The 16808-nt window shown below is 66.9% G+C and carries 16 protein-coding genes; 7 read left to right on the forward strand and 9 right to left on the reverse strand.

Annotated features, from left to right (window positions below; genetic code table 11):
- Window positions 1-211: 211 nt before the first annotated feature.
- Entirely contained in the window at window positions 212-874 is a 663-nt protein-coding gene (locus ABGN05_RS25955) for a hypothetical protein (protein WP_367956914.1), read from the forward strand.
- 37 nt (window positions 875-911) lie between these two features.
- On the opposite strand, the gene ABGN05_RS25960 is transcribed toward ABGN05_RS25955, so the two are convergent.
- From ABGN05_RS25960 to ABGN05_RS25970, 3 genes are all read right to left on the reverse strand, one after another.
- A complete protein-coding gene (locus ABGN05_RS25960; protein ID WP_367956915.1) occupies window positions 912-1286 on the reverse strand; it encodes a DUF427 domain-containing protein in 375 nt (124 codons plus the stop codon).
- A gap of 26 nt (window positions 1287-1312) precedes the next feature.
- On the reverse strand, window positions 1313-2707 hold the full coding sequence (locus tag ABGN05_RS25965; RefSeq protein ID WP_367956916.1) for an aminotransferase: 1395 nt from the start codon (window positions 2705-2707) through the stop codon (window positions 1313-1315).
- A 105-nt stretch (window positions 2708-2812) separates the two neighbouring features.
- The gene (locus ABGN05_RS25970; protein ID WP_367956917.1) at window positions 2813-3391 is read right to left on the reverse strand and encodes a TetR/AcrR family transcriptional regulator; all 579 of its coding nucleotides are present in this window, start codon (window positions 3389-3391) and stop codon (window positions 2813-2815) included.
- Between the two features lie 191 nt (window positions 3392-3582).
- On the opposite strand from ABGN05_RS25970, the gene ABGN05_RS25975 reads away from it, so the two are divergent.
- From ABGN05_RS25975 to ABGN05_RS25985, 3 genes are read left to right on the forward strand one after another with little or no spacing between them, the layout of a single operon-like run.
- Entirely contained in the window at window positions 3583-4083 is a 501-nt protein-coding gene (locus ABGN05_RS25975) for a (2Fe-2S)-binding protein (protein WP_367956918.1), read from the forward strand.
- Entirely contained in the window at window positions 4080-5138 is a 1059-nt protein-coding gene (locus ABGN05_RS25980) for an FAD binding domain-containing protein (protein ID WP_367956919.1), read from the forward strand. The genes ABGN05_RS25975 and ABGN05_RS25980 overlap by 4 nt, the downstream gene beginning before the upstream one ends.
- Window positions 5128-7383 (forward strand): xanthine dehydrogenase family protein molybdopterin-binding subunit, encoded by a 2256-nt coding sequence (locus ABGN05_RS25985; RefSeq protein WP_367956920.1) that lies wholly within the window; start codon window positions 5128-5130, stop codon window positions 7381-7383. The genes ABGN05_RS25980 and ABGN05_RS25985 overlap by 11 nt, the downstream gene beginning before the upstream one ends.
- Window positions 7384-7444: 61 nt before the next feature.
- Here the strand turns inward: ABGN05_RS25985 and ABGN05_RS25990 are convergent, their stop codons facing one another.
- Both ABGN05_RS25990 and ABGN05_RS25995 read right to left on the reverse strand, forming a co-directional pair.
- Window positions 7445-7819 (reverse strand): hypothetical protein, encoded by a 375-nt coding sequence (locus ABGN05_RS25990; protein WP_367956921.1) that lies wholly within the window; start codon window positions 7817-7819, stop codon window positions 7445-7447.
- 221 nt (window positions 7820-8040) lie between these two features.
- Entirely contained in the window at window positions 8041-8469 is a 429-nt protein-coding gene (locus tag ABGN05_RS25995; protein WP_367956922.1) for a lipocalin-like domain-containing protein, read from the reverse strand.
- A 376-nt stretch (window positions 8470-8845) separates the two neighbouring features.
- Between ABGN05_RS25995 and ABGN05_RS26000 the strand changes: the two genes are divergently transcribed.
- Both ABGN05_RS26000 and ABGN05_RS26005 read left to right on the forward strand, forming a co-directional pair.
- A complete protein-coding gene (locus ABGN05_RS26000) occupies window positions 8846-10474 on the forward strand; it encodes a 3-(methylthio)propionyl-CoA ligase (RefSeq protein ID WP_367956923.1) in 1629 nt (542 codons plus the stop codon).
- A gap of 89 nt (window positions 10475-10563) precedes the next feature.
- Window positions 10564-11340 carry a DUF1499 domain-containing protein gene (locus ABGN05_RS26005; protein ID WP_367956924.1) on the forward strand — a complete coding sequence of 259 codons (777 nt, stop codon included), beginning with the start codon at window positions 10564-10566 and terminating at the stop codon, window positions 11338-11340.
- Window positions 11341-11356: 16 nt separating this feature from the next.
- Here the strand turns inward: ABGN05_RS26005 and ABGN05_RS26010 are convergent, their stop codons facing one another.
- The 3 genes from ABGN05_RS26010 to ABGN05_RS26020 all read right to left on the reverse strand — a co-directional run bounded on the left by ABGN05_RS26010 (window position 11357) and on the right by ABGN05_RS26020 (window position 14350).
- A complete protein-coding gene (locus ABGN05_RS26010) occupies window positions 11357-12625 on the reverse strand; it encodes a cation:proton antiporter (protein ID WP_367956925.1) in 1269 nt (422 codons plus the stop codon).
- 111 nt (window positions 12626-12736) lie between these two features.
- Window positions 12737-13327 carry an exopolysaccharide biosynthesis protein gene (locus ABGN05_RS26015; protein WP_367956926.1) on the reverse strand — a complete coding sequence of 197 codons (591 nt, stop codon included), beginning with the start codon at window positions 13325-13327 and terminating at the stop codon, window positions 12737-12739.
- 117 nt (window positions 13328-13444) lie between these two features.
- The gene (locus tag ABGN05_RS26020) at window positions 13445-14350 is read right to left on the reverse strand and encodes an MBL fold metallo-hydrolase (RefSeq protein WP_367956927.1); all 906 of its coding nucleotides are present in this window, start codon (window positions 14348-14350) and stop codon (window positions 13445-13447) included.
- Between the two features lie 131 nt (window positions 14351-14481).
- On the opposite strand from ABGN05_RS26020, the gene ABGN05_RS26025 reads away from it, so the two are divergent.
- The gene (locus ABGN05_RS26025) at window positions 14482-15075 is read left to right on the forward strand and encodes a biotin transporter BioY (protein WP_367956928.1); all 594 of its coding nucleotides are present in this window, start codon (window positions 14482-14484) and stop codon (window positions 15073-15075) included.
- 365 nt (window positions 15076-15440) lie between these two features.
- Here ABGN05_RS26025 and ABGN05_RS26030 read toward each other — a convergent pair whose 3' ends face one another.
- On the reverse strand, window positions 15441-16724 hold the full coding sequence (locus ABGN05_RS26030; RefSeq protein ID WP_367956929.1) for a DUF2793 domain-containing protein: 1284 nt from the start codon (window positions 16722-16724) through the stop codon (window positions 15441-15443).
- Window positions 16725-16808 lie beyond the last annotated feature (84 nt).

The following is a 16808-nucleotide window of genomic DNA, read 5'->3' on the forward strand; positions in this document are numbered from 1 at the left end:
GGCGCTGATATGCCTCTTTGCCGTTCGTCGCCGTAGCAGCTCTCTCCGGATGTCATCCAAATTTGTCCACGCCCCTACGGTCCTCCCGTATCCTTCAGGCAGTGTCGGACAAATTCGGCCGCCGGTAGCGGTGGGCATTGTCTGCCGGTGACACGACCGGCCGGCGCTTCTTCTCCGGCACGTTCCGAAAAACGCGATCGAGGAGACCGGGATGCCGGATGCTTTGCCGGACGAACGCTGGGAGGGGATCCGGGCGCTGTGCGAGGGGCAGCCGCCGACGCATGAGCGCGTGGCGATGGCCTGCGGGGTCGGGCCCAAGTCGATCTCCAGGCGGGCGGGGCAGGAGGGCTGGAAGACGCTCGACTTCCGCTTCAAGCGCGTGCGCGGCGCCTGGAACCAGGCGATGGAGCTTGCCGCGCGGGCGGGCGCCGGCGAGGAACTCGACCGCGAGATGGAGCCGATCCCCGACGAGCCCTTCGAGATGCCTCCCGCCGAGGTGTTCGATCCGGACGGGGAGGACGACCCCGAGGGCCGCATCGAACGCATCGGCGCCATGCTTTCCTTCCGCGCCGAGGCGATGCTGAAGAGCGCGGTGGCCGGGCGGCCGCTGGAGGCCCGGCAGGTCGCCGCGCTCTCGGCCATGGTCCAGCTTTCCGACCGGCTGGCGGCGATCGCGCGCGAGCACGCGCAGAAGCATCAGGTGCGCAGCGACGAGGAACTCGCCGAGGCTTTCCGGCTCATCGACGAGCGCATCCTCTACATGGCGCGCTGCGAGGCGCGGCGGCTCTTGACCGACGTGTTCGGGATCGCGCAGGAGGAGGTGGACGCGAAAGTGCCGGACCCGGACGCGGAACCGGGGCGGCAGGGACGGTAGGGCGGGAGCAGGAAGGCGCGCCCGCCCGAGCGCCGTGTCAGGTCGTCTCGATCGTCACGCGGTCGGGATAGAAGGCCGCGTGGTCGCGGATCGCCGCCATCTCGTCATAGGGGTTCTCGTAGGCCCACATGGCGTCCTCGCCCGCATCGCCGGCCGGGCGCACGCGCCAGTAGGTGGCGTCGCCCTTCCAGGGGCAGTGGCTGGTCCTGAGCGTCTTTTCGAGCTGCAGGAAGTCGACGTCGGCGAAGGGGATGTAGAGCACCGGCGGGTAGGGCGCCTCGGTGAGCAGCTGGGCGTGGTCCGAGCGGGCGATGGTGACGCCGCCGGCCGTGACGGTGACCGTGCCGGGGTGCGGCTCGACGGTGATGACCTTGCCGGGGTTCTTCGCGAAGCCGGGGGAGGGGTTTGCCATGGGGAGTTCCTTCTCTTCGTCCTCCGTCAGGTAGTGCGCAGGCCCGCCTTCGCCACCCAGGCCTCCGCGTCGGCGAGGCCTTTTTCGAGGCGGTCGAAGAGTTCGGTCAGTTCGGCCTCGGTAATGACCATGGGCGGGCAGAGCGCGATCGTGTCGCCGATGGCGCGCAGGATGGCGCCGTGGCCCTCGAGAATGCGCGCCACCTGCGGGCCGACGCCGCTCTTGGGATCGAAGGGGCGCTTCGTGGCCTTGTCGGCGACGAGCTCGACGCCGCCCATCAGCCCGCAATAGCGGGCCTCGCCGACCAGCGGGTGCTGCGCGACCCTGTCCATGCGCGCGGCGAACAGCGGCGCGAGTTTCCGCACGTGGCCGATGATGTCGCGCTTCTGGTAGATCTCGATCGCCTTGACGCCCAGCGCGCAGCCCAGCGGATGGCCGCCATAGGTAAAACCGTGGCCGAAGGTGCCGATCTTGGCGGAATGGTCGACATAGGCCTGGTAGATGTCCTCCGGCACCATGACGGCGCCGAGCGGCGCGTAGGCCGCGGTCATCTGCTTGGCGGCGGAGATGGTGGTGGGCGTCATGCCGAGCGACTGGCAGCCCCACCACTCGCCGGTGCGCCCGAAGCCGTTGATCACCTCGTCGTCGATCAGGATGATGTCGTGCTGGTCGAGCACCGCCTTGATGGCGGCGTAGTAGCCGGCCGGCGGCACGATGACGCCGCCGGCACCCATCACCGGCTCGGCGATCATCGCCGCGATGGTGTCGGGCCCCTCGCGCTCGATGAGGTCGGAGAGCGACTTCACGATGCGCGCGGTGAACTCCGCCTCGCTCTCGCCCTCCTGGCCGAAGCGGTAGAAATGCGGGCAGTCCGTGTGGAGCACCCGGTCGACGGGAAGGTCCCAGCCCATGTGGTTGTAGGGCAGGCCGGTGAGCGAGGCCGACATGATCGTGACGCCGTGATAGGCCTTCTGCCGCGAGATGATCTTCTTCTTCTTCGGCCGGCCGAGCGCGTTGTTCATGTACCAGGCGAGCTTCACCTGCGTGTCGTTGGCCTCCGAGCCAGACGAGGTGAAGAAGACCTTGGAGATCGGCACGGGCGCTATCTCCTTCAGCTTCTCGGCCAGCTCGATCGCCGGCTCCATGCCCTTGGCGCCGAAGAGGTGGTAGTAGGGCAGGGTGCGCATCTGCTCGGTCGCGGCCTCGACCAGCTCCTCCTCGCCGAAGCCCAGACCCGCGCACCACAGGCCCGACATGCCCTCGATGTATTCCTTGCCGCGCGTGTCGTAGACATAGACGCCCTTGCCGCGCTCGATCACCGTCGGCCCGTTCTCGCGCAGCTTGTGCAGCGGCGTATACGGATGCAGCAGCGCCTCGACGTCGCGCGTCTGGATGTTGGAAAGCGGCGGATGGGTGTTCATGGGGAGCGCTCCGGTGGATGGCCCGATGCTAGCCGGTGTGCGACCCGAATTGAACCCGCGCGGCATGCTGGCGCAATCGATTTGGCGAAGCGCTCGCGCCTTGCCTCAGCGCGTCCGCAGCCCGTCCACAAACACGTCGACGAGGCGCAGCGTGGCCGGCTGCCAGTCTCCGGAGCCCTGCGAATAATAGATGCCGAGCAGGGTGCGCAGCAGGTCTTCCGGCGGGATGTCGGAGCGCACGGCGCCGGCCGCCACCGCACGGTCGAGCAGGAGGCGGATCGCGCCGGTCAGCCGCTCGAAGGAATAAGCCCTCAACCCGGGCGAGGCGGCTGCGACGAGTTGCAACGCTTCCATCATGCCCTTCTTGGTAGCGACGAGCCGCACGTTGGCGTGGAACCAGCGCCGCAGCGCCTCGACCGGGTCGGCGTCCTGCGCATACTGCTCGGCCAGCGCGCCGAGATGGTCGACCTCGTGGCGGTAGACCGCCTCGAACAGGTCCTCGCGGGTCGGAAAGTGTCGGTAGAGCGTGGCGATGCCGACGCCCGCCTGCCGCGCTACGGCTTCCAGGCTCGCCTGCGGTCCGCCCGCGCTGAAGATCTGCGCCGCCGCCTCGAGCAGGCGCTCGCGGTTGCGGATGGAGTCGGCGCGGAGCTTTCGTTTTGCCTTTTTTGGTTCCTGCGCCATTTTTCTTCCCGCGGGACAGCTTGCCCCTTGATAAACGGAGGCTCCCTCCGTATAATTACACGTATCGGGAAACGCACAAAGAGTACGCATCCCGCCGGGGTCCGATCGCTCGCGTAAACCCCGTTCCCGATCGTCCAAGCCGCCAGGCGACGACTTCGTTCCCATCATCATATTCCTGATCGGAGTACCACATGTCACTCTCCATCAGCATCACGCTCAATGGCCGTCCGCACGACATCGCGCTGGACGACCCGCGTGTGACGCTCCTCGACCTCCTGCGCGAACGGCTGGACCTCACCGGCACCAAGAAGGGCTGCGACCGCGGCCAGTGCGGCGCCTGCACCGTTCTCGTCGATGGACGGCGCATCAATTCCTGCCTCTCGCTCGCCGCCAGCCTCGACGGCGCCGAGATCACCACCATCGAAGGGCTGGCCGACGGCGAGGCTTTGCACCCGGTGCAAGCCGCCTTCATCGAGCACGACGCGCTGCAATGCGGCTACTGTACGCCGGGCCAGATCATGAGCGCGGTGGGGCTCATCGCGGAGGGCCACGCGGGCGACGATCCCGAGCGCGTGCGCGAACTGATGAGCGGCAACATCTGCCGCTGCGGCGCCTACCACGGCATCGTCGAGGCCGTTCTGGAGGCACAGAAGACGATTGCGCAGCAGGACAAGCGGAGGGCCGCGGCATGAACCGCTTCGATTTCATCCGCCCCGCCAGCGTGGCCGAGGCAGTCGCGGCAGCCTCCGAGCCGGGCTCGGCCTATCTGGCGGCCGGCACCAATCTCCTCGACCTGATGAAGATCGGCGTCGCGCGACCCGGGCGGCTCGTCGACATCACGCGGCTTCCCGGCCTCGACCGCATCGAATGGGACGGGGACGGCGGGGTGCGCATTGGTGCGCTCGTGCGCAATTCCGATCTTGCGCATGACGAACGCTTCGCCCGCACCTTTCCGGCCGTCGCCGAGGCGCTGCTTTCCGGGGCTTCCGCCCAACTCCGCAATGCCGCGACGGTAGGCGGAAACCTCCTGCAGCACACACGCTGCGCCTATTTCCAGGATACCGCGAGCGCCTGCAACCGACGTGTGCCCGGCTCGGGATGCGACGCGATGCAAGGCGAGAACCGGCTTCACGCGGTGCTCGGCTGGAGCGATCAGTGCATCGCCACGCATCCATCGGACTTCTGCGTGCCGCTTGCCGCACTCGATGCCGTGGCCGAGGTGGAAGGCCCTTCCGGCCGTCGCGACGTCGCGGTCGATGCCCTCCACCTCCTGCCGGGAGACACGCCGCAGGCCAGGAACGCGCTCGCGCCGGGCGAACTCGTCGTCGCGGTGCGCATCCCCGCGGACGCGGCGGCATTCGCCGGCCATTCGCGCTACCTGAAGCTGCGCGAGCGCACCTCCTACGCCTTCGCGGTCGTCTCGGCGGCGGTGGCGCTCGAGATGCAGGGCGGCGCGATCGCCAATGCGCGCATAGCACTCGGCGCCGTGGCCGCGAAACCCTGGCGTGCCCGGGCTGCCGAAGCCTCGCTCGAAGGCCTGCGCCCGACCGCGGAAGCCTTCGCCGCGGCGGCTGATATTGCCCTGGCCGACGCACGGCCCTCAGGGGACAACGCCTTCAAGATCGAACTGGCGCGCCGCCTCGTCGCGCGCGCGCTTTCCCTCGCATCGCAGGGGACACCGGAAGACATGCCCGCTCTCCCGGCCTCACCCTTCTCGACAATTCCGGGAGCCACCAATGTCGCCTGAGACACCATCCCAGCAGACCGTCCGCTTCGGCTCGAATGCCGGCCAGCCCCTGACGCGCCGCGATGGCGTCGCCAAGGTCACCGGCCGGGCGACCTACGCGGCCGACAATCATCCCGACGGGATGCTCCACGCGGTCGCCGCGGTCAGCAAGATCGCCCGCGGGCGCGTGACGTTCCTCGACGTGGAGGCGGCAAAGGCCCATCCCGGAGTCGTGGAGGTGCTGACGCCGTCGAACCGTCTGACCCTTTCGCACGATCCGAACGACAAGATGCCGCCCTTCGGCTTTCGCGTCGAGGTCCTGCAGGACGATACCGTCCGCTACGCCAACCAGCCGATCGCGATGGTGGTGGCCGAGACGCTCGAGGCGGCCATCGAGGGCGCTGCGTTGCTGAACCCGCGCTACGAAGCCGAACCCGCCCGCACGACGCTCGAGAACGGCCTGAATTTCGACCCTGCGTCGGTCGGTGTCGGCGCGCCGCCGCGGACCGCCTATGGCGACGTGGAAGCGGGGCTGGCAGGCGCGGCGAAGGTCGTCGAGGTCGACTACGTCACGCCGCCGCAGTACCACAATGCCATGGAGCCGCACGCGGTCGTGGCGGAATGGGACGGCGACCGCCTGATGCTCGACATGCCGAACCAGGCGCTGGCGATGAGCTGCGCCTCCTATGCCGCCTATTTCGGCATCCCGGCATCGAACGTGACGATCCGCTCCCCCTATCTCGGCGGCGGCTTCGGATCAAAGGCCATCATCAACGGACCGCAGATCCTCGCCATCATGGCCGCGCGCATGCTGAGGCGCCCTGTAAAGCTCGCGCTGCCGCGCGCGCAGATGTACGGGCCGGTCGGCCACCGCGGGCGCACATGGCAGAAGCTGCGGCTCGGCATGGACGATGCCGGCCACCTGACAGCACTCCATCACCGGTCGATCTCCGCCACCTCCTCGTTCGACGACTTCCTGGAGCCGGCGGCAAACGCCTCCCTGCCGCTTTATGCCAGCCCGGCGATCCTTGCGGAGCACAAGGGCCTGCGTCTCGACACGGGCACGCCCGGACCGATGCGCGCGCCCGGCGAGGCTTCGGGATCGGCGGCGCTGGAAGTAGCCATGGACGAGGCGGCGGACGCGTGCGGCATGGACCCGCTCGCCTTCCGTCTCGCCAACTACGCCGAGACGGAACCGGGCAGCGAAAAACCGTTCTCCTCCAAGGCGCTGCGTGACTGCTACGAACAGGGAGCGGAGCGCTTCGGGTGGTCATCCCGCCCGCTGGCGCCGCGCCAGATGCGCGACGAGGACGGCTTCCTCGTCGGCTGGGGCATGGGCACGGCTGTCTTCCCCTGCCCGCAATTCCCGGCCTCCGGCCGGGCCACGCTGCGGGCCGACGGCACGGCGCTGGTCGAGACGGCGGGGGCAGACATGGGGCAGGGCGCCTGGACCGCGCTCGCCCAGGTCGCCGCCGAGGCGCTGGGGCTCGATCCCGAAAAGGTCGAGCTCCATTCGGGCGTCTCCACCCTTCCCGACGGCGGCGTGGCAGGCGGCTCCGCCCATACGGCCAGCGCCGGACTGGCGCTGCACAACGCCGGCGCGGAGGTGATCCGGGAACTGTCGGAACTTGCCACCGCCGATGCGGCTTCGCCGCTCTTCGGCGCCGGCAACATCGGCGTCGTGGCGCGTGCTGGCCGGCTCCACCGCCGCGACGACGAGAGCCGCAGCGAAAGCTATGCCGACATTCTCGCCCGCGCCGGCAGGCGCGAACTCGTCGGCAAAGCCAAGGCGGCGCGCGATCCGGCGGACGCGGCGGCCCATGCGATGTATTCGCACGGCGCCGTGTTCGCCGAGGTGAAGGTCGATCCCGATCTCGGGCAGATACGCACCACCAGGCTGGTCGGCGCATTCGCGGCGGGGCGCATCATCAACCCGCGGCTCGCCCGCAGCCAGTATTTCGGCGGCATGATCTGGGGCATCTCCTTCGCGCTGCTGGAGGAGGCGATCGCCGACGAAAGGACCGGCCGGATCATGAATGCCGACCTCGCCGAGTACCACGTGCCCGTTAATGCCGACGTGCCCCGGCTCGACGCGATCATGGTTCCCGAGGAGGATGCCTTCGTCAATCCTCTCGGCATCAAGGGCGTCGGCGAGATCGGCGTCACCGGCACCGTCGGCGCCATCGCCAACGCGGTCTGGCATGCGACCGGCGTGCGCGTCCGGCGTTTTCCGATCCGCATCGAAAACCTGATCGGCGGCCTTTAGATCGAAAGGCTCCGGGCCGGCGGGACGGGTGCGTTCCGCCGGCCGTCAGAGGACGGTCGGGTCAGGCGGCGATGCTGTCGGGCAGTTCCTTGAGATGCCTGAGGAGCCCGCCATAGGAGAGCGCCATGCCTGCGAAAGGGTTGGCGCTCTCTTCGGCGTTTTCCATGCGGAAGGAGCGGCCGTCGTCCTGGAGCAGGACCAGCACGGTCGACTGGTCCTCGCCGCGGCCGACGCTGACGGCGGCGACGCGCTGGCAGTCTTCGATCATGTGGGCGGGCATCAGGAACAGGAAGTTGCCGTCGGCCTTGTCGGCCGCGTGCCGCACCGCGGCCTCGAAGCCGCTCTCGGCGATGTCCTGCGAATTCAGCGAAAGCTCGAACTCGACGACCTCCAAGGGCGCGCCGTCATTGTTCTGGTTGTTTGGCCGCGTGTCCATGCGGGTACTCCGTCTTCATGATCGCCCCCGCAGATCCAAGCATGACGGTCAGGATGGCGGTATTGTGGCGCGTGGCGGCGGGCGGGTTCAGCGGAGCGCCGCGCGCTCATTTGCGGTGGGGCGCGCAACATAGCTTGGCACTCTGCGACCAGATGCAGACATCGAGAACTGAAACGGAATTGCGAATTCTGTTTCACGCAATGAAGCAGAGCTCCAGAACCTCAGAAAGCCGAAGTCCTTTGCCACTTCAGGATGCCACGTCCTTTCTGGCCAGGAAACATCGGGTGTAACGTCTCTGCGGTAGTGATCGAGAGAATGTCGTCCACGATTGAAAATGTTCGCGCCTGTTCAGTGCCTACCCATCCGGGATGCCACGAAACCTCGACTTCGGTGACAAACTGATCCGCGCCGTCAATTCGGAAGCGACCTGAATAGGCCATCATACTCTTGAAAAGGTCAGCATCGCCGGACTCGCTGTCGGAGGGCTTCCTGCCTCTGGAAGTGATGACGGTAATCATCCGGTTGTCGGGTGTTATGAAGATGTAGCCGAGCGGGTCGGGCCCGTACATGTCCCTGCACTCACTCGTGTCGGTCACAGCGAACTGGAGCGATAACAGCTTCCAAACACCAAGCAGATTTTCGTGGCCCATATCGCCTCGCTATCACCTCGGGCTGGTTCACTGCCGAGTTGGAAGGCGGTGATATCAAATTCGCCGTCGATATGAAAGTTCGCCGGAGCCTCGGCGTCGGGCATCCGGCTTAGCCTACCAAGACGTTCGGACATTGAAACAGAATCATAGTATTCTGTTTCAATGTCCGGTCGGGCACTCATCCGGTCGGGCACTCAAGTGCGAAGCGGGCTTCATTCACCATCGAACTTCCCTCTGATCGCGGTTCCAAGACCTCGACGTCTCGCTCCTGCGACACGGCGCAAATTGCGCCCCCGTGCGAATGCGGCTACTGGACATCGGGACGGCCGCCATCACAATTGACGGCCAATCAAGCGTCGAACCGGGAGGTCGTTTCATGCAGGGTCTGATGCAGCAGTGGCCGCTGCTCTGCCACAAGATCATCGATCACGCCGCGCGCCAGCACGGCGCGCGCGAGATCGTCTCGCGCTCGGTCGAGGGGCCGATCGTGCGCACCACCTATCGCGAGGCGAGGGAGCGCGCGCTCAAGGTGGCGCAGCGCCTGTCGCGCGACGGCTACAAGCGCGGCGACCGTATCGGCACGCTCGCCTGGAACACCGCGCGGCACCTGGAGGCCTGGTACGGCATCATGGGCATGGGCGGCGTCTATCACACGCTCAACCCGCGGCTCTTCCCCGACCAGATCGCCTGGATCATGAACCATGCCGAGGACAGGTGCCTGTTCGTCGACCTGACCTTCATGCCGCTGGTGGAGAAGATCGCGCCGTCGGTGCCGAGCCTCGAGAAGGTGATCGTCCTGACCGACGCCGCGCACATGCCGCAGACCGCGCTGCCGAACGTCGTGGCCTACGAGGAATGGCTGGCCGAGGCCGATGGCGACTTCGCCTGGGTGGAGACGGACGAGAACGAGGCGTGCGGCATGTGCTACACGTCGGGCACGACGGGCGACCCGAAGGGCGTGGTCTACAGTCACCGGTCGAACGTGCTCCACGCCATGATCGCCTGCATGCCGGACGCCATGGGCATCTCCTCGCGCGACGTCATCCTGCCGGTCGTGCCGATGTTCCACGCCAATGCCTGGGGCCTGGCCCAGAGCGCGCCGATGATCGGCGCCAAGCTGGTGATGCCCGGCGGCAAGATGGACGGTGCTTCGATCTACGAGATGCTCGACACCGAGAAGGTGACCTTCACGGCCGCCGTTCCGACGGTGTGGCTGATGCTGCTCCAGTATCTCGAGGAGACCGGCAAGAAGCTCCCATACCTGAAGAAGGTGGTCATCGGCGGCTCCGCCTGCCCGCGCGCCATGACGGAGAAGTTCCAGAAGAACTACGACGTCGACGTGATCCACGCCTGGGGCATGACGGAGATGTCGCCGCTCGGCACGCTGGGCACGATCAAGCCGGAATACGCGGATCTCGAGGGCGACGCGCTGCTCGACGTCAAGGAGAAGCAGGGCTACGCGCCGTTCGGCGTCGAGATGAAGGTCACGGACGACGAGAACCGCGATCGGCCGTGGGACGGCAAGACCTTCGGCCGGCTGAAGGTGCGCGGGCCGGCGGTGGCGTCGTCCTACTATGGTGGCGCCGGCGCCGAGCAGTTCGACGCGGAAGGCTGGTTCGACACGGGCGACGTCGCCCATATCGACTCCCATGGCTACATGCAGATCACCGACCGCGCCAAGGACGTCATCAAGTCGGGCGGCGAGTGGATCTCGACGATCGATCTCGAAAACCTCGCCGTCGGCCATCCCGACGTGGCCGAGGCGGCGGTGATCGGCGTCGCGCATCCGAAATGGGACGAGCGGCCCCTATTGGTCGTGGTACGGAAGCCGGGCAAGGAGCCGACCCGGGAGGCGATCCTCGACTACATGAAGGGCCGCTGCGCCAAGTGGTGGCTGCCCGATGACGTCGTGTTCGTGTCGGAGATCCCGCATACGGCGACCGGCAAGATCCAGAAGACCACGCTGCGCGATCAGTTCCGCGACTATCGGCTTCCCGCGGCTTGAGGGACGGCGACGGATATGTCTTGCCGTGACTCCGACCGGCCGATCGCATGTTTCGGCCGGTCGGGTGCCATGTCGCGGCGGCGCGCGAAATGAGGGTGACGATCGAACGGCGCCCGTCGCCGGCTTGCGAATGGGCGTCGCGGCTGGCCCGGTTCGCGGCTGTCCTCTTCATCACGGGCGGGCTCTCCCATCGATACGGGCTCCTGGAAACGGTCCCGTTCTTCTGGGTCCTCGGCATCGTCGGCCTGCTCGCGGTGGTGGCCTTCGGCCTGGCGATCGCCGGCTTCATCGACGTGTGGGAGCATGGCGACAAGGGCGGGCGCAAGGCGCTTGCCGCCGGCCTTCTCGCCTGCGTGATCCTCGCTCCGTTCGGCCTCGGCGGCTGGCGCGTCTTCGAATATCCCCGCCTGGTCGACGTCACCACCGACACTGAAGACCCGCCCTCCTTCCGCTCGCTGGCGCTCCTACGGCCCCCCACGGCGAATGCGATCGGCGCGATCGACGCCAATGCCGCGAAGCTGATCGAATCGAGCTACCCCGACATCAGCGGTCGCCGCTATGCGGTCTCGCCGGATCGCGTCATGCAGGCGGTCCTCGCGATCATGGCCGAGCGGGGATGGGAGGTCGTGGCGACGCGCGGCATCCCGCAGCAGGACAGCGAGATCACCATCGAAGCGCGGGCGTTTTCCCGATTCATGCGCTTTCCCGCCGATGTCGCCGTGCGGCTAACCGACGAAGACGCCTCGACCTTCGTCGACCTGCGCTCCGCCTCGCACTACGCCAAGCACGACCTGGGCGACAATGCCGACAGGATCGGGCGGTTTCTGACCGATCTCGACATGGCAATGGAAGCGGGCGCGCAGTAGGGCGACGGTAGCAGCCTCAGGTCTCGGGCGGCTGTTCCGGCTCCTCCTGCACCACCTGTTCGACGACGAAGGCGGCGGTGAGGCCGTGGATGAGGGTGGACAGCAGGATGGTGAGCGCGATCGTGGCCCACAATTGTCCCTCGTTGACGAATTCCAGGTGGCTCGCGGCATAGCCGAGATAGTAGATCGAGCCGACGCCGCGCACGCCGTAGAAGGCGATCACCATGCGCTCCTTGGTGCGGGTGTCGGTGCCGAGGAGCGAGAGCCACGCGCCGACGGGCCGCACGACCAGGAGCAGTCCGATCGCGATGGCGGCGTGGCGCCAGTCGAGCTCGGACCAGAGTTCGGGGAAAATCCCGCCGACGAGCACGAGGAGCAGCGCGGTCAGCGCCAGTTCGATCGCCTCGTTGAAGCTGTGAAGCTTGCCATGGAACGCGTGCTCGGCCTTGACACGCCGCATCGTGAGGCCGGCGACGAAGCAGGCGATGAAGCCGTAGCCTTCCAGGATTTCCGTCGCCCCGTAGCTCACGAGCACGCAGGCAAAGGCGAGCACGCCCGAGCCGGTATTGGCGAGTACGTTGTTCCTCGGGATCGCGAAGAGGATACGGCCGAGCAGCCAGCCGGTGGCGACGCCCATCGCGCAGCCGACGGCGATGCGGTAGAAGACGTCGAACAGCAGCCAGTCGCCGAGGATGGCGGGCACGGAAAATCCGACCGAGCCGACGAGAAGCCCGAGATAGACGAAAGGGAAGGCGAGGCCATCGTTCAGCCCGGCTTCCGTGGTCAGCGCGAAACGGATCGGATGTTCGCCCCCCTCCGTCGGCGGTCCCACCTGCACGTCGCCCGCCAGCACCGGATCGGTCGGGGCGAGCACGGCACCGAGCAGGATGGCGCCAGCCAGCGTCATCCCCGCGAAATTGTAGCCCATGAAGGCGACAGCCGCGATGGTGATCGGCATCGCCACCACAAGCAGCCGGACCGTCGGCTGCCATCGCCTGTAGCTCGAGAGATTGTCGATCCTGAGCCCGGTTCCGAACAGGGCGACGATGACGGCGAGTTCGCTCGTCAGTTCCCAGAACCGCGGCGATTCGCGCGGGTCGAGCGCCTCCGGCATGCCCGGGACGAGCGAGAAGGCCACCATGCCGAAGAGGATCAGGAGGCCGGAAGCCGCCGGCTCGCGGCCCGAAAAGAAGCGCGGCAGCCACAGCGCCAGCACGATGCCCAGCCCGATGGTGAGCATGGCGACGTGATAGGCGTTGAAACCGAAGAAGGGCTCGTCGTGCATTTTGCCTCAAGGTAGGAGGCGCGAGCGCCTTGCCGGCCGATCAACACGCGATGCGACCGACGGTTCCCCATTGCACCGGCGCACCGGCATTGCCGGCCACGGCAGTGTGCGTCAGCCGCCGAAACCGAAGTACCAGACCGCGACCGGCACCGCCAGCAGCAGGATCAGCGAAACGACGACGAGGGCTCCGTCGCGGGTGAGCAGACCGGCGGCAAAGAGCGCGATGACGGCCGAGGCAATCGAGCCGGACGTCGGAATGACCTCCATGAAGGGCATGAAGAGCGTCAGCCCCAGGATGAGGAGCAGGGGCAGGAAAAGCCATGGACGATGCAGGAAGAAGGTCAGCCGCGCCTTCAGGAAACGCTCGACGAAGTGGACCGGCTTTCGAAGCCAGCCGATGCCCTTGCGGAGCTTTTCGGAGGACATGCGGCGGCTGGTGACGAAGGAAGGCAGCCAGACGCTGTCGCGGCCGATGATCATCTGGGCGACCAGGATAAAGGTGATAAGCGCGACGACCGCCGTTATGCCGGGTATCGCGCTGGCGGGTGAGGTGGAGATCAGCGCGAAGACAAGCATCAGCGATGCGAAGGACTTGTGGCCGAGTTCCTCGATGACCTCCTGCACCGTGATGCTGTCGCCGTGGGTGGACTTCTCGAGACGGTCGAGAACGTCGCTCAGGGCGTGCGTACGTTCCTTCGGCATGTCCACCCTCACTTGTGTTCGACGAGAAACGCGTTCGGCGAGAAACGCCGCTGCCTGAACAGGCGTTCCCTCGGTGAGGCGGCTTTATCGCTTGGCGAAGCGGGACGGCATTCGCGCTCAGGCGGGGAAGTAGCTGGCGTCGAGCGAAACCTCGGCGTCAGAGGTGACGCAGCTTCGTGCGACGAGGTCCTCCAGGTGGGCGAGCAGCGACAGCCCCGCCGCGCCGTGCAGCCGCGGATCGGTGTCGCGGTAGATCGTGCGCACCATCTCCGGGATCGTCCGGTCGCCAGACCGCAGCCGCTCCATGATCGCGGCCTCCCGCATCTTGCGGTGGGCGCGCAGACCGCGCACGAATTCGGCCGGCTTGCCCACGGGGCCGCCATGTCCGGGCAAATAGACCCGGTCCTGCCGTTCGAGCAGCTTTGACAGCGAATGCATATAGTCGGACATCGATCCGTCGGGCGGCGCCACGATGGATGTCGACCAGGCCATCACGTGGTCTGCGGAAAACAGGATGCCGGTGCCCTCAAGGGAGAAGGCGCAATGGTTGGCCGCGTGGCCGGGCGTGTGCACCGCGCCGATCGTCCAGCCGTCGCCCTCCACCGTTTCGCCATCGGCAAGGGTGCGATCGGGACGGAATTCGGTGTCGGCGCTTGCGTCCAGCGGGTTGATCTCGCCGATCCTCAGCGGCCGCGCCGCGCGGTGCGGGCCCTCGGCGCAGACGATCGCCCCGGTCGCCTGCTTCAGCCGCGCGGTCAGCGGGGAATGGTCGCGGTGCGTGTGGCTGACGAAGATGTGGCTGACCGGGCGGCCGCCGATCGCCGAGAGCAGCCCCTCGAAATGGGCGTCGTCCTCGGGCCCCGGATCGATCACGGCGAGCGTGTCGGTACCGACGAGATAGCTGTTGGTGCCGTGGAAGGTGAATGGACCTGGATTGTTCACGGTCAGTCGATGCACGCCGGGGGCTACCTCCACGGGCATGCCGTGGGCGGGTTCGAAGGCCGTATCGAATGTCACGGACATCTAGCGGAGGAAGAGAATGGGGAGGGCGTGACGCATGGCGGTTGTCGGATAACACGGAACCTCATATAGGGGAACCAGCGGCCGATCGAGGAACCTGCGGCCGGATCACGTTCAACACGATGGAGTTGTCCATGTCGGCAGCGATCGCAATGCGTCCCCTCGCCAGCCTCGCCATTCCGCAGAGCGGAGCCTCGCGCCTCGCGGTCCAGGCATTGCTCGTGATCGGCGGGACGCTCCTCCTGACCCTGTCGGCCAAGACGAAGGTCGTTCTCGGACCGGTCGACATGTCGCTGCAGACGCTCGCCGTGCTGCTTATCGCCACGGCGTTCGGCGCCCGGATGGCGGTCGCCACCGTGCTTCTCTACCTGATCGAGGGTGCGATGGGCTTTCCGGTCTTCCAGAGCACGCCGGAAAAGGGCATCGGCCTCGCTTACATGATGGGCACCACCGGCGGCTATCTCGCCGGCTTCGTGGTCATGGCCGCGATCGCCGGATGGGCCGCCGACCGGGGGTTCGACCGTTCGCCCTTCACACTCTTCGGTGCGATGCTCGTCGCGGAAGCCGTGATGCTGTCGATGGGCTTCGCCTGGCTTGCCGCGTTCGTCGGTTTCGAGAAGGCCTGGCTGTTCGGGGTCCAGCCTTTCCTCGTGGCCGACCTGATCAAGGTGGCACTCGCCGCCGCGATCGTGCCGGCCGTATGGAGCCTCGTCCCCGGCAAGGGCTGACCCTGCGGCAATCTCGTTGCGGACAAGGCTGGAACGGCTCAAACGTCCACCCGCGTGATCGGCGCCAAGAGCGCCGGTCTGGTGCGTTCGCGCAATAGCCGGACCGCTGGCACCTGCGCTGCGATAGAGGATGGACGGCTGATAGACCTGGGGCAAACAAGACCTATCAGCCGGGTGGTCTGCTCATAAGCCCCCCACCGCGGACGTGCCTATACCTTCAATCGCCGAAACGCCATAAGAAATAGTCCTAGTACGATCGGCGGAATGTGCGCACGCCGGGCCGCCTCGGTACTGATTTGGTGAAGAAGTCCGAAGGTTCGCCAGAAGACCTCTCCATCGGATATCTGAACCGCGACTTTCCATCGTCATGCCGGCGTGACCGTCGCCGAGCCGTCCAGCACTTGCCAGGCATCGCCGGCCGCGGTTCCGGAGGCGCGCAGCGCCCGGTTGTTGGTCGTGTCCCAGACGATCAGTCCGCGCAGCTTTCCGGTGGTGTTCACCGCATGGCCGATGCTGGCGATGCTGGCGGCGGAGAATTCGGAACTCGCGCCGACGATGAACCGGCGGCTGGCGTCGATCACGGTGTTCGCGCCCCCCATCTGCAGGTCGCCGGCGTTCGAGATGCGCAACCGCTCGACGCGGGTCGCCGAACCGATAGGTGTCGTTGCAACCACGAAATAGGTACCGTTTGCGGTGCCTATGAATGTCTCCGCTGCCCGAAATGCGAATTCACCAACTGCCGGCGACATCGCCGCGGTGTCGCGCATTCCCTGCGCCAGCAAGCCCGTCAGTATCCAGTCAGCCTGAACCTGACCACCCGTAGCAGATGCGCGCTCACCGACGATCTGCGCCCCGGCGGTCGTGCTGTTGCTCAGACGACGGATGCGGACCGGCGCATTTCCCAACGTCTGCACGATGGCGATCGAATTTCCACTGTTGCCCGTCTTTTCGATAGCCAGCGCGCCCACGTCGGTACCGATGTCATCGATGGCCATTCGCAGCCTGCCGGTCGCGGCGTCGACGACGACTGCCGTCGTCCAAACCGAACCGTCCGCGGAGACCTTCAGCGTCAGGTCGTCGTCGCCGATCAGGCCGAGCTCGGCGCGGCCGGAAAAGCCCGTCTGCATCAGGATCGACAGCACGTCCGCGGTCGTCTCCTTGTTCATCGTGTAGCGCAGGTCTCCGTCGCCGCCTTCGGCCGCGGTCTTGGCCGTCCAGAGCGCCTTGTTGAGCTTGGCCGAGAACGGGTTCGTGGCGTCCGCCATCGTTCCCACGCCGAGCAGCGCGAGGTTCTGCAGGGCGGTCAGCGCCGCGGCCACGTCCGCCCAGGCCGATCCGGTCCAGTAGCAGAGCTGCGCCTCGTCGGCGACCCAGGCCACCCAGCCGGTCCTGGGCGTGAGGAATAGCCAGGCGCCGTCCCGGTAGACCGCGACGTCGTCCTCCTTGCCCGCCCAGTCGCCGGTCGCGGTGGCGGCGACGATGTAGCGGTCGCCCTCGCTCTCTCCGCCGGGCGGGGCGGTCAGATCGCGGTCGATCACCGAAAGCTGGACGAGCGCGTCGAGCATGGCGATCGCCTCGTTGTGGGTGACGTGCTTCTGCGCCTGAGAGGGCATGATGTAGGGGAGGGCGAGATGGGTGCTGCTTTCCACGGCCGGGGTGCTCCATGCATTTTGGTCCCCGGGATGCTAGCGGCGCGGGGTGGCACGTGGATCGATCGGGCGCATTCTTTCGTG

This window comes from Aquibium pacificum (assembly GCF_040839445.1).
Taxonomy (GTDB): Bacteria; Pseudomonadota; Alphaproteobacteria; order Rhizobiales; family Rhizobiaceae; genus Aquibium; species Aquibium pacificus.

What these genes read in the sequence shown, in the direction of transcription:
- ABGN05_RS25955 (WP_367956914.1), top strand. Translation starts at nt 212, where the DNA reads ATGCCGGATGCTTTGCCGGACGAACGCTGGGAGGGGATCCGGGCGCTG.
- ABGN05_RS25960 (WP_367956915.1), bottom strand. Translation starts at nt 1,286, where the DNA reads ATGGCAAACCCCTCCCCCGGCTTCGCGAAGAACCCCGGCAAGGTCATC.
- ABGN05_RS25965 (WP_367956916.1), bottom strand. Translation starts at nt 2,707, where the DNA reads ATGAACACCCATCCGCCGCTTTCCAACATCCAGACGCGCGACGTCGAG.
- ABGN05_RS25970 (WP_367956917.1), bottom strand. Translation starts at nt 3,391, where the DNA reads ATGGCGCAGGAACCAAAAAAGGCAAAACGAAAGCTCCGCGCCGACTCC.
- ABGN05_RS25975 (WP_367956918.1), top strand. Translation starts at nt 3,583, where the DNA reads ATGTCACTCTCCATCAGCATCACGCTCAATGGCCGTCCGCACGACATC.
- ABGN05_RS25980 (WP_367956919.1), top strand. Translation starts at nt 4,080, where the DNA reads ATGAACCGCTTCGATTTCATCCGCCCCGCCAGCGTGGCCGAGGCAGTC.
- ABGN05_RS25985 (WP_367956920.1), top strand. Translation starts at nt 5,128, where the DNA reads ATGTCGCCTGAGACACCATCCCAGCAGACCGTCCGCTTCGGCTCGAAT.
- ABGN05_RS25990 (WP_367956921.1), bottom strand. Translation starts at nt 7,819, where the DNA reads ATGGACACGCGGCCAAACAACCAGAACAATGACGGCGCGCCCTTGGAG.
- ABGN05_RS25995 (WP_367956922.1), bottom strand. Translation starts at nt 8,469, where the DNA reads ATGGGCCACGAAAATCTGCTTGGTGTTTGGAAGCTGTTATCGCTCCAG.
- ABGN05_RS26000 (WP_367956923.1), top strand. Translation starts at nt 8,846, where the DNA reads ATGCAGGGTCTGATGCAGCAGTGGCCGCTGCTCTGCCACAAGATCATC.
- ABGN05_RS26005 (WP_367956924.1), top strand. Translation starts at nt 10,564, where the DNA reads ATGAGGGTGACGATCGAACGGCGCCCGTCGCCGGCTTGCGAATGGGCG.
- ABGN05_RS26010 (WP_367956925.1), bottom strand. Translation starts at nt 12,625, where the DNA reads ATGCACGACGAGCCCTTCTTCGGTTTCAACGCCTATCACGTCGCCATG.
- ABGN05_RS26015 (WP_367956926.1), bottom strand. Translation starts at nt 13,327, where the DNA reads ATGCCGAAGGAACGTACGCACGCCCTGAGCGACGTTCTCGACCGTCTC.
- ABGN05_RS26020 (WP_367956927.1), bottom strand. Translation starts at nt 14,350, where the DNA reads ATGTCCGTGACATTCGATACGGCCTTCGAACCCGCCCACGGCATGCCC.
- ABGN05_RS26025 (WP_367956928.1), top strand. Translation starts at nt 14,482, where the DNA reads ATGTCGGCAGCGATCGCAATGCGTCCCCTCGCCAGCCTCGCCATTCCG.